The organism is Pectinatus cerevisiiphilus, from assembly GCF_004341685.1.
Lineage (GTDB): Bacteria > Bacillota > Negativicutes > Selenomonadales > Selenomonadaceae > Pectinatus > Pectinatus cerevisiiphilus.
In genome coordinates this window covers 91,622-103,845 of the sequence record NZ_SMAA01000007.1, presented here as the reverse complement: position 1 = coordinate 103,845, position 12,224 = coordinate 91,622, and the positions used below count along the sequence as shown (strand labels likewise).

The following is a 12,224-nucleotide window of genomic DNA, read 5'->3' as shown; positions in this document are numbered from 1 at the left end:
AAAACCTCCTGAATTCTTAATTTATAAACAAGTTGAATTAGGCTATTGCCAATATATCGCTTTCACGAACAATTAAATAGTCTGTACCGTCAACTTTGATGTCTGTACCAGCATATTTTGAGAAAATAATTTTATCTCCTACTTTTACTTCTGGAGCAACTTTTTGTCCGTTGTCGAGAACTTTACCGCTGCCGACAGCTACGACTTCACCTTTTTGCGGTTTTTCCTTGGCTGTGTCCGGCAGTACGATACCGCTAGCGGTTTTCATATCTCCTTCAGAAACTTTGATTACAACTCTGTCGCCTAGTGGCTTAATCATTGTATGTTCCTCCTTATAAAAACTTAATTACATTTATATTTTTGTTAGCACTCACTTTAGCTGAGTGCTAACTACAGTTCTTATAATAAATAAATTTTGGGAAAAAATCAAGTGTTTTTAAAAAAAATATGTAAAAATTTCTTATCGACAGGGCATGGAAACCTGCTAAATGCTAGAAAAATACTTGCCCATTGATTATTTGCGAGCTGCAAGGCCAACAGCTGTAGTTATCTGATTTCTAATTTATATAGGTTTGATTTTTAAAAAGCGGTTTGTTATAATTTCTAAGGAAGTATATAGATTAGCGATGGGCGAGAGGTGTCTTTGCTTAGCAGAAAATAGAGAATGGTAGTTGTTGGCATTCTTTTTATGTCATGTTAAAGAAAAATTTTTAATGTCCTGCATTGATGCGTGTTATAAATTTGATCGTCGTGATATTTATTTTGTTAAGGGTGTGTTTGTTGCACGCCCTATATTTTATATAAGGCTATTTACTGTTGAGAGGCGGATGACGATGAAAATAAAATTATTTGCTACTGATTTGGACGGAACCTTGTTGACCAGTGACGATAAAATTTCTTCCAAAAACATTCAGGCTATGCGTGACGCTGTAAATGCAGGAATCATGGTGACTTTAGCTACGGGTAGAATGTATTCGTCTGCGGTGCAGTATGCGCGGCAGATAGATATAGATGTACCACTGATAACTTATAATGGAGCACTGATAAAGGCTACATCAGGCAGGGTATATAACGAAAAGTATATTAAGCAGTCAGTTGTAAAGGAAATTGTTGCTTATTGTGCGCAAAAGCAATGGTATTTGCAAGTGAACAGCAATGATGCTTTATATTTTCCTGTTTATCTGGAAAGATCTGCGGCTTATGAAAAGAGTACAGGAATTAAAGGCGAAACTGTCGGTTGGCAGGGATTAGGCCAGAAAAATGAAAATGTGGCAAAAATGCTCCTAGTTACTGAAGATTACGGGAAAAAAGATGGAACAGAAAAAATTCAAGAAGAAAATGAAATGCTTTATGAACTGACACAAAAATTTGCGGGCAAAGTAATGTTGGTAAAGTCAAAAAAAGGATTGATCGAAATAGTTAATCCTGAAGTAAGTAAAGCCAATGCTTTGCATATACTTGCCGGGCGGTTCGGTTTTAGCATTGAAGAAGTAATGGCTATAGGCGATGCCGATAATGATCTACCAATGCTTGAAGCTGCAGGGAAAAGTGTAGCAATGGGAAATGCTGCGGCTAATATTAAAGCAGCATGTGATTATGTAGTTGGCACAAATGACGATGATGGTGTGGCTGAAGCCATATATAAATATGTATTGAATAAATAATTTGTGCAAGCTAGGGTCTAAATGTTGAAGGGAAGTGATGAGGTTGCAGAAGAAAGATGATTTTCGGCTCATTATTGTTACAGGAATGTCTGGCAGTGGTAAAACACAGGCTTGCCGCAATTTAGAAGACTTGGGATATTTCTGTGTTGATAATCTTCCGCCGGTATTTATTCCCAAATTTGCTGAACTATGTGTGCATTCAGCTGGGCATGTGAACAGGGTTGTCCTGGTGGTAGATACGAGAAGCCGTGAGTTTTTTGATACCTTTGTCCATGTTTTAAAACAAATGTATGAAGAAAATAAACCGTTTGAACTTTTGTTTATGGAAGCTTCAGATGAAGCGATTATAAGACGCTATAAAGAAACACGGCGGCGTCATCCTATGGCACCAAATTCACGTATCAGTGAAGGAATCAATATGGAACGGGAACGGTTGGCTGGTGTTCGCAACGAGGCCACCTATATTATTGATACGTCAACGCTGCGCAAAACGGAACTCAAGCAAAAGATTGTCAGATTGTTCGGTGATGCTTATGTTGAACAAATGAGTATAAACATACTTTCGTTTGGATTTAAATTTGGAATGCCGCTTGATGCTGATATGGTCATAGATGTCAGATTTTTACCAAATCCGTTTTATATAGAAAAAATGCGCCATAAAAGCGGAGCTGTGCCAGAGGTAGCTGAATATATAGCTAAGTGGCCTGTTACGCAGCAGTTTATGGAAAAACTTGATGATTTAGTGAACTTTTTAATACCACAGTATATAAAAGAAGGAAAAAGTCAGCTGGTAATTGCTATTGGCTGTACTGGCGGGATGCACAGGTCGGTATTCATTGCCCGGCATTTGTTTGACTTACTAAAAAACAGAGGCTATTTGGCAAATTTGGAACATCGTGATTTGATGAAAAATGACGTTTATGAGCATTTGCAATAGCACTATTATGGAGGCAATGCATTTATGCATCTTTTGAAATGGCTTTATCCTGGTATGCGCTTCAAACGATGGCTGCTTTTATTTGCAGCGGGCGTGCTTTTAACGAGTATCGGCCTGACCATTGTTTTTAATTATAAGTACATCGATGGAGTGGAGGAATTTATCTTCCGCATAGTTTATACTGCTACAGGAACGTATAATTACATGGTGACCAATATTGTCGGTTTTTTTGTTTCCTTTATTGGCCTTATGATAATGCTTATAGCTATGCGGATGACTATAAGGTCTATTATTACGGTGCTGCTGCCAGACAGTTCTGAAAAATTGGTTGATCTTATTTATGAAAAAAGAAAATTGGACAGAGGGCCAGCGATAACCGTTATTGGCGGCGGCACAGGCCTTTCTGTCTTGTTGCGCGGCTTAAAAGAAGTTACTAATAACGTAACAGCGGTAGTTACCGTTGCCGATGATGGTGGCTCTTCTGGTAGATTGCGCAGCGAGTTTGGGATAATACCACCGGGAGACCTTAGAAATTGTCTTGTCGCTTTAGCAGATACAGAACCGCTTATGGAAAAGTTGTTCCAGTATCGTTTTGCCGGAAAAAGTGAGCTTGCCGGACACAGCTTTGGTAATTTATTTATAGCAGCGATGACTCAGGTAACGGGCGATGTGGAAAAAGCTTTGATGGAATCGAGTAAAGTTTTGGCTGTTAAAGGGCGGGTTTTTCCGGCAAGTACAGCTAAGATAAGGCTTGATGCTACTATGCAGGATGGCACTGTTGTGCAAGGGGAATCACAGATACCGCTTGTGCATAAAAAAATTAAACGCGTCCATATTTTTCCAAGGGTGGTTGAACCCGTACCTTCTGCAATAAATGCGATAAAAGATGCTGAAGCTATAATTTTGGGGCCAGGCAGTTTATACACCAGTATTATGCCCAATTTGCTTGTAAATGGAGTAGCCGAAACAATAAAAAGAAGTAAAGCTGTCAAAATATACATATGCAACGTAATGACGCAGCCGGGAGAGACAGACGGGTATACTGTGTCTATGCATGTGAAAGCTATTTTGGAACATGCCGGTATTGGCAGTGTCGATTATGTCCTTGCCAATAATAAACCGATTTCACCACCCCTACAGGATTTTTATGCGAAAAAAGGACAATATCCGGTTGTAATAGATGAAGATGAAATACATGCGCTGGGCGTGGGTTTTGTAAAAGCGGATATTATAAACGAAACGAACGTCATTCATCATGATTCGGAAAAGCTTGCACATAATATAATGCAGATGGTATATGGATTAAAAACAGATACCAAAAGGCGTAAAAAGAGATCTCGTTAAGGGGGTGCGACCATGCCTTCTTTTTCCATGGAAGTGAAAAATGAATTGTCTCATTTTAATGAGACAAACCTTTGTTGTCTTTATGCGGAATTAGCTGCCCTTTTACGGATGGATGGCACCTTTGTTTTGAGTGCGAAACACCATTTAGGAATTAATTTTTCGACGGAAAATGCAGCAGTAGCTCGGCGTGCACTTGCTTTTTTAAAAGGGCTGTGCATTGGTGAAATTAATACAGAGCTTGTTGTGAAACGGTCGCGGCGTTTGCAAAAGAATAATTATTACATTATTAGGGTGATGCCATCTAGCTTAGTCGATGAATTACTTAAAAATATGGGGATTATTAATGCCGATGGATTTAATATGGGAAAAGACAGCAGTTTATTGAGTAAATACTGCTGTAAGGAATCTTACCTGCGAGGCGCTTTTTTGGGTGGAGGATCAGTAAACAAGCCGGACAGAGGTTATCATTTGGAGTTATCTACCAGCAATTATGAATTTTCGCGGCAACTTTTAACGCTTCTAAACCAGTTTAAGTTTCCTGTCGGTAAAACTACACGGAAGGATTATTATGTTTTATATCTTAAGGAAAGTGAAGCAATTATAAGTTTTCTGCGCATGATTGGGGCAGAACAGGTATTAGAAGAATTTGAGAGCACACGTAACTTAAAAGAAGTGCGCAACCAGGTGAATAGGCTGGTTAATTGTGAGACTGCAAATTTGCAGAAAACAGTGGAGGCTTCACTGCGCCAGGTACAAAACATGAAGAAGCTGTTGAAGGATGCAAAGGCAAAAAATTTACCTGATGCTTTAAAAAAGACAGCATGGGCAAGGATCAATAATCCGGATGTTTCATTAAGTGAACTGGCGCAGATCCTTGGCATAGGCAAGTCAGGCGTCAATCATCGTTTGCGGAAATTAGAAGCTATGGCACTCCAATTGAGAAGATGTGAGAATAAATGAGAAATATGCGTAGTTTTATAATTGTAGGTATATTTTTTTTGTTTTTAGGTGGAGCATTCATTATATATTTTTCCCAAACAGAGGAAAAGGGTGTTTTCATCTTGGAATATCATCGGATAAATGACCAGGATGATGATGAATATACAATAACAACAAAAGAATTTAAAGAACAGATGGAATATTTGCGGGAACAGGGATATAAAACAATTTCCTTTATGGATTTTGTACGGGCTAAAAAATATGGTGAAAAATTGCCGGAGAAATCGGTGATTTTGACCTTTGATGATGGATATGAAGATAATTATACAGAAGTTATGCCTATTTTAGCGGGATATGGTATGAAGGGGACAGTGTTTATTATAAGTAACCGGGTGGGGTTAGAAGGTTACCTGACATGGGAACAGCTGAAAGAGATGCAAACCGCGAATATAGAACTTGGCGGTCACACTGCAAACCATTTGCCTTTGGCGTCACTGCCACCTCAGAAGATAGATGATGAACTCAGATTGTCAAAATTGCTGATGGAATGGAATGGCTTGCAAACAATATATTTCTTTTCTTATCCGAATGGTTCGTATAATGATACAGTAATAAAAGATCTGCGGAAAAATGGATATTTAACTGCTGTTACAGGCACCCCTGGGGTAAATACTTTTGCAACTGATCCTTATCGTTTGCAAAGAACATACATTCCCCGATCAAAATTAGGATTGTTGGACTTTAAGCTGAGATTGCTGAAAAGCAGACTTTATACAAAATTTAATATAAGGCAAAATATAATATAGAATCTTGCGAGGAAAAATGGATTTTTTAAAACATGTATTATTATTTATTTTTGCTGCAATTATAATTAGCAGTACTTTATTTTGCAGCACTGTGCAGGCACGTCATCGGGAAAAACCGCAAAATACAGTAACAGAAGAGGTCAAGAATGATAAAAGTAAAGTGAATGCACAGGCAATTGGTGCAGGGAGGAAGCATTTGGCAGGAAGTTTTAAAACACAGATAAATAAGATGACAAACTGGCCAGTTAAACGTATTGATAAAGGGGGAACGCTGCTTTTTTCTGATAGTCCTGAAACTGTATATCAGGATGGTATTCTTTATGAGGACACTATCAGTGGAAAGGGGCGGCTCTATTATTATCACGTAAATGGGACTGAAGAGGATAAAAAAGTTGTCGTTATGCTGACAAATACAAATAAGGAAAAAAGTGTTAATTTCCATATTACCCGTTCAGCGGAGGCTGGCCCTAGTGCAGATTATTTATATGTTGGCAAGACTTCCCAATTACGTTATTTTGGCTATCAAATCCCGCAAGATATTTTTATTGACAAGGATAGTGCACGGATATTAGATGGCAGGACAAACAACATCCTGGTTAAAAAAGATGAGTTGGTATGCGGCATATACGATTTTGAAACGAAAAGTCCGGTAAAAATTACAGTGATGATGCTGCCGCTAAATGAGGATCCATATACATTTATGAAGACAGCTTCGGTGTTATTGAAGGATGACAGCAGACTACGTGGTACTTTTAAAAATATGGATCGCGTTTTACAAGGGGAAAAAAGATATAATCCGGAAAATGATGGCACTGTATATTTCACTATTGCGGATGATCGAGACGATGCGTATTTGACAGGCGTTGATGCCACAGATGGCAGTTCTGTCAAAAACTATGGGAACTATGGAATTTTATATTATTTGGATATACCAATGAGTGGAATGGGAAAAGTACATTATTATCTCCAACCATTAGGTGGAGTTTATGCTGGGGCAATGTCTGTACAGATAAATGACGCAATAAATTTCAATGTGCTGCCCACTCCTTCAGAAAGAGCCTTCTTTGGTGAAAATCTCCGAGAGGATTATTATGCGGATCTAGGTGTATACGGAGCAAGGGACAGTCTTTTATTCAAATATTCACCACCAGGAGCTTCTAATCTCCCTGTTAAGATTATATTGTCACCAGAACGATAAATATATTTTTGGTATATATGTTGCTTGCACTGTAAAAAAATTATACAATATACTATGTTATTGATTATTGATATAATAAGGAGGCTTTTTCGTGAAACATATTAAAACAATCAATAAGCCCTATCTGCAAAGCACTTTGAAAACTGGCGGCTGTGGTGAATGCCAGGCTTCGTGCCAGTCTGCTTGTAAAACATCCTGTACTGTTGGTAATCAGGTTTGTGAAAAAAAGCAATAGTGTTTATTTAGTCTAAAAAGGCTGTGTATGCAGCCTTTTTTTAATGTTAGAGAGGATTAAGAGAGGATTTATCGGTCAATGAATAAGAATATCCATAAGTTTCACTATAAAGATGTTTATTTTATACTTGATGTAAACAGTGGAGCAGTCCATGCTGTTGATAAGATGGTTGCAGATATGATGGATGTATTTGATGGTGAAAATGATGAGGCAGTACTAGAGAAGTATAAAGGAATATATAAACCCGAAGAAATGCAAGAAGCCTTGTCTGAATTACACGAGCTAATTAAAAAAGAACAGTTATTTGCACCAGATATCGATGTGCCACCGGTATTTTCAGAAAAAGGAATTGTGAAGTCAATGTGTCTTTTAGTAGCACATGACTGCAATTTGCGCTGCAAATATTGTTTTGCTGATACAGGTGATTTTGGGGCAGCTAGGCAGCTCATGAGCAAGCCAGTTGGTGAAGCGGCTATAGAATATGTAATCAAGCACAGCGGCAGCCGTAAGCATTGTGAAATAGATTTTTTCGGGGGAGAACCACTTGTGAACATGCCGTTGGTAGAACATATAACAGCATATGTTCGTAAACGGGAAAAAGAAACAGGAAAAATTTTTAAGCTTACCCTTACTACTAATGGGATGCTGTTAAATGATAAAAATATTAAATTTTTAAATGATAATAATATAAGCGTGGTTATAAGTCTGGACGGAAGAAAAGAAGTCCATGACCGGATGCGGCCTGATGCTGGTGGACATGCTACCTATGATAAAGTAGTGGCTAATTTTAAAAAATTAGTCAAATCAAGAAATGATGAAAATTACTATATGCGTGGTACCTATACAAAGTATAATCTTGATTTTACAAAAGATGTAATTTCGATGGCTGATGAAGGTTTTGATATTTTATCTATTGAACCTGTTATTGCTAAAGATGCAGATTATGCCATATTAGAAAGTGATTTACCACAAATATTTGATGAATATGATAAACTTGTTGATGTATATTTGCAGTACCGCCGTGAAGGAAAAGGCTTTTTCTTTTTTCATTTTAATATGGATCTCAATAATGGACCGTGTGTGGCAAAACGGCTCAGTGGCTGTGGCGCAGGACATGAATATTATGCAGTAGCCGCAAATGGCGATTTGTATCCATGCCATCAATTTGTCGGGCGTGAAAAATATTTATTAGGCAATATTTTTGATGGGGTGCAAAATGAAAAGCTGCCCCAGTATTTTAGAAACTGCCATGTTCTTAATAAACCTAAATGTCGTGATTGCTGGGCTAGATATTTTTGCAGCGGTGGCTGCCATGCTAATGCGGATTTATTTAATGATGATATATATAAACCGTATGAAGTCGGTTGCGAATTGCAAAAAAAGAGATTGGAATGTGCTATTGCAGTACAAGCTTTAATGAAGATGGAAAAATTTTGAGAAATGAGATTTAATCAACTTTATAGGGGACTTTATTAAAATCTTCTGTAAAATTTTCTCATAAGTGTTTTCATAGTAAAGAATAAGAAGAGGACTTACGGAATAAAGTCTACAAATTTCAGACGAAATTTGTAGACTTTATTTTTATAAACTTTATAAATTAAAGATAATATTCAGATAATAAAGAAGGTATAGCAAATACCGTTAAAAACACTAAGCCAGACAATAAGTTTTATTCATAATTTTCGGTTGGTTCGAACTGATTTATATTACAAGCAAAAACGTTGACAAATAATGGGATTCTATTGTATCATAAACAGTGGAAAGACTGTTAGACTTTTCCGGCAGTTTATATTTTGTAAATTGCCTGGGTAAGGCTGCTGATTGCCTTTTAGCAGTGGGATTATTCAGTCAACATATTCTGAAAGCTTTTTCAGAAAACTTTTTTTAAAATTTTAGGGGGTATTTTTAGAATGGCAGTTAAAGTTGCTATTAATGGTTTCGGTCGTATTGGCCGTCTCGCATTCAGACAGATGTTCGACGCAGAAGGATATGATGTTGTTGCACTTAATGATTTGACAAGTCCGAAAATGCTTGCACATCTCCTGAAATATGATTCTACACAGGGCAGATATAAATACGCTGATTCTGTAGAAGCAGGCGAAGATTCCATTACAGTAAATGGTAAGAAAATCACTATTTACAAAAAACCTAATCCTGAAGAATTACCTTGGGGAAAACTTGATGTTGATATAGTACTTGAATGTACAGGTTTCTTTGCTTCAAAAGACAAAGCTGCTGCACATATCAAAGCAGGCGCTAAGAAAGTTGTTATTTCCGCTCCGGCTGGCACTGATCTTCCTACTATTGTTTACAACGTAAATCATAAGGCTTTAAAAGCAAGTGATACTGTTATCTCCGCAGCTTCTTGTACCACAAACTGCTTAGCCCCTATGGCTGATGCATTAAACAAATTAGCACCTATTCAAAGCGGTATCATGACAACTGTTCATGCTTACACTGGCGATCAGATGATTTTGGATGGTCCTCAGCGCAAAGGTGATCTTCGTCGTTCACGTGCTGCTGCTATCAATATCGTTCCTAACAGCACAGGTGCTGCAAAAGCAATTGGTCTTGTTATTCCTGAATTGAATGGCAAGTTGATTGGTTCTGCACAACGTGTTCCTACACCTACTGGTTCAACTACTATTTTGGTAGCAGTTGTAAAAGGTAAAGTATCTATTGAAGATATCAATAAAGCAATGAAAGCTGCAAAAACAGAATCCTTCGGTTATACAGAAGATCCAATCGTATCTAGCGATATTGTTGGTATGAGATACGGTTCTTTGTTTGATTCAACTCAGACAATGGCTGCTCAGATGGATGATGGCAATACTCATGTGCAGGTTGTTTCTTGGTATGATAATGAAAACAGCTTTACCAGCCAGATGGTTCGCACAATCAAATATTTTGCTGAACTGAAGTAATATTGTTCGGCCTTATGCCTAATAAGGTCCGGCCTTAATAGGCCGGACTTATTTTATGATTAGCGGGGGACTGCAATGAAGAAAAAGACGATCAGAGATATTGATGTAAATGGTAAAAAAGTATTTGTCCGTGTGGATTTTAATGTCCCTATGGATGAAAATCAAAATATTACAAACGATGAAAGAATAAGAGCTACACTGCCAACATTAAATTATTTGTTGGAAAAAAATGCAGCACTCATTCTTGCATGTCATGTTGGCAGACCGAAAGGCCAAAGAGTTCCCGAATTATCTGTTAAGCCGATAGTAAAAAGACTTTCTGAACTTTTGGGAAAAGAAGTCAAATACGCTGAAGACTGTGTTGGCGAACCAGCCCAAAAAGCTGCTGCTGCGCTAAAACCGGGTGAAGTGCTTTTACTGGAAAATCTTCGTTATCACAATGAAGAAACAAAAAATGATCCGGAATTTGCAAAGCAACTCGCATCATTGGCTGATGTCGCAGTAGATGATGCATTTGGTGTTTCCCATAGAGCACATGCATCAAATGTGGGCATTGCCAAATATATCGAAGTTGTCAGCGGTTTCCTTATTGAAAAGGAAATAAAATTTATAGGACAGGCGCTTACTGCACCTAAAAAACCATTCGTGGCTATTATTGGTGGAGCTAAAGTTTCAGATAAAATTGGTGTTATTTCTAACATGCTTGAAAAAGTTGACGCTATTATTATCGGTGGCGGGATGGCTTATACTTTCCTTGCATCCCAAGGCTATAATGTTGGTAAGTCAATTTGTGAAAAAGATAAAATTGCTTTGGCAAAAGAACTTTTGGCTAAGGCTGCTAAAAATGGCGTAAAAGTAGTATTGCCGGTAGATGTTGTTATTGCCGATAAATTTGCTGCTGATGCTGCTACAAAGATTGTACCTGTAGATAAGATTGATCCGGAATGGATGGGTCTGGATTGCGGACCGAAAAGCTGCGAAGAAAATGCCCAGGTATTAAAAAATGCAAAAACTGTTGTTTGGAACGGACCTATGGGTGTATTTGAATTCGATGCATTCGCTAAGGGGACGGAAGCCGTTGCTAAGGCAGTTGCTGAATCTGGTGCAATAAGTATTGTCGGTGGAGGAGATTCCATCGCTGCTTTGAAGAAAACAGGTCTTTCTGATAAGATTACCCATATTTCTACTGGTGGCGGTGCTACTCTGGAATTCCTCGAAGGAAAACCAATGCCGGGAATAGAAGCAATTGAAGACCTTTGATACAATATATTAAAATTAATAGGCATGACAGTTACTAAAGCAATTTGGACTGTTTTGGTGATTTGTTGTGCCTTATAAACTTGTGACTTAGGGGAAAGCCTGAAGAGGCTTATTAAATTGAAAAGGTGGCTTTATTATGCGTAAACCAATAATTGCTGGCAACTGGAAAATGAATAACACTATTGCTGCAGGAACACAGTTGATCAAAGATCTGGCTCCGCTTGTAAAAGAAAACAACAAAGTGGATATAGTGGTATGCCCTACATACACTGCTTTGGCAGCTGTAGCTGAAGCTGCTAAAGGTACTAATGTCCATGTAGGCGCACAAAATGTGCATTGGGCAAAAAATGGTGCGTTCACTGGTGAAATTTCTACAGATATGTTGAAAGAAATCGGTGTCGAATATGTTATTATTGGACATTCCGAACGCCGTGAATATTTTGGAGAAACGGATGAAGGCGTAAATAAACGCTCGAAAGCAGCTTTGGCAGCAGGACTTACACCTATTATCTGTTGTGGTGAAACATTAAAGACACGTGAAGCAGGTACAACAAATAGCTTTGTTAAAGGCCAGATTGAAGCAGCACTTAACGAAATGACAACTAATGATGTTGCTAAAGTTGTTATTGCTTATGAACCTATCTGGGCTATTGGTACTGGTAAAACAGCTACTTTTGAACAGGCAGAAGAAGTATGCGCCGTTATCCGTAAAACTGTTGCAGCAAAATTTGACCAAGCAACTGCTGATAAGGTACGTATCCAATACGGCGGAAGCGTAAAACCGAATACAATTGATGGACTTATGCAGAAACCTAATGTTGACGGTGCTTTAGTCGGTGGAGCTTCATTGAAGGCACCTGACTTCGCACGTATTGTAAATTTTAATTAATAAATCAATAAGCAAGAGGTTATTTACA

At 38.0% G+C, this 12,224-nt stretch carries 12 protein-coding genes; 11 read left to right on the top strand and 1 reads right to left on the bottom strand.

Annotated elements, in window-relative coordinates; genetic code table 11:
- Positions 1-37 precede the first annotated feature (37 nt).
- Positions 38-319: a co-chaperone GroES gene (groES, locus tag EDC37_RS06310; protein ID WP_132549104.1), complete on the bottom strand. Its 282-nt coding sequence runs from the start codon at positions 317-319 to the stop codon at positions 38-40.
- A 514-nt stretch (positions 320-833) separates the two neighbouring features.
- Between groES and EDC37_RS06305 the strand changes: the two genes are divergently transcribed.
- From EDC37_RS06305 to tpiA, 11 genes are all read left to right on the top strand, one after another.
- Complete coding sequence (locus tag EDC37_RS06305) at positions 834-1,664, top strand: Cof-type HAD-IIB family hydrolase (RefSeq protein WP_165874472.1); 831 nt, start codon at positions 834-836, stop codon at positions 1,662-1,664.
- A 37-nt stretch (positions 1,665-1,701) separates the two neighbouring features.
- Complete coding sequence (gene rapZ / locus EDC37_RS06300; protein ID WP_196589907.1) at positions 1,702-2,601, top strand: RNase adapter RapZ; 900 nt, start codon at positions 1,702-1,704, stop codon at positions 2,599-2,601.
- A gap of 24 nt (positions 2,602-2,625) precedes the next feature.
- Entirely contained in the window at positions 2,626-3,945 is a 1,320-nt protein-coding gene (locus EDC37_RS06295) for a gluconeogenesis factor YvcK family protein (RefSeq protein ID WP_132549095.1), read from the top strand.
- A 12-nt stretch (positions 3,946-3,957) separates the two neighbouring features.
- Positions 3,958-4,905, top strand: coding sequence for a DNA-binding protein WhiA (gene whiA, locus EDC37_RS06290; protein WP_132549093.1), 948 nt, complete (start codon positions 3,958-3,960; stop codon positions 4,903-4,905).
- Positions 4,906-5,006: 101 nt separating this feature from the next.
- Positions 5,007-5,690 carry a polysaccharide deacetylase family protein gene (locus tag EDC37_RS06285; RefSeq protein ID WP_243642174.1) on the top strand — a complete coding sequence of 228 codons (684 nt, stop codon included), beginning with the start codon at positions 5,007-5,009 and terminating at the stop codon, positions 5,688-5,690.
- A gap of 16 nt (positions 5,691-5,706) precedes the next feature.
- Entirely contained in the window at positions 5,707-6,888 is a 1,182-nt protein-coding gene (locus EDC37_RS06280) for a copper amine oxidase (protein WP_132549089.1), read from the top strand.
- 91 nt (positions 6,889-6,979) lie between these two features.
- Positions 6,980-7,123, top strand: a complete 144-nt coding sequence (scfA, locus tag EDC37_RS06275; RefSeq protein WP_132549087.1) for a six-cysteine ranthipeptide SCIFF — start codon at positions 6,980-6,982, stop codon at positions 7,121-7,123.
- 78 nt (positions 7,124-7,201) lie between these two features.
- Positions 7,202-8,560, top strand: a complete 1,359-nt coding sequence (scfB, locus tag EDC37_RS06270) for a thioether cross-link-forming SCIFF peptide maturase (RefSeq protein ID WP_132549085.1) — start codon at positions 7,202-7,204, stop codon at positions 8,558-8,560.
- 473 nt (positions 8,561-9,033) lie between these two features.
- The gene (gene gap / locus EDC37_RS06265) at positions 9,034-10,047 is read left to right on the top strand and encodes a type I glyceraldehyde-3-phosphate dehydrogenase (protein ID WP_132549082.1); all 1,014 of its coding nucleotides are present in this window, start codon (positions 9,034-9,036) and stop codon (positions 10,045-10,047) included.
- A gap of 75 nt (positions 10,048-10,122) precedes the next feature.
- Positions 10,123-11,307 carry a phosphoglycerate kinase gene (locus EDC37_RS06260; protein ID WP_132549079.1) on the top strand — a complete coding sequence of 395 codons (1,185 nt, stop codon included), beginning with the start codon at positions 10,123-10,125 and terminating at the stop codon, positions 11,305-11,307.
- Positions 11,308-11,443: 136 nt separating this feature from the next.
- Positions 11,444-12,196 carry a triose-phosphate isomerase gene (gene tpiA, locus EDC37_RS06255; protein ID WP_132549076.1) on the top strand — a complete coding sequence of 251 codons (753 nt, stop codon included), beginning with the start codon at positions 11,444-11,446 and terminating at the stop codon, positions 12,194-12,196.
- Positions 12,197-12,224: the final 28 nt, after the last annotated feature.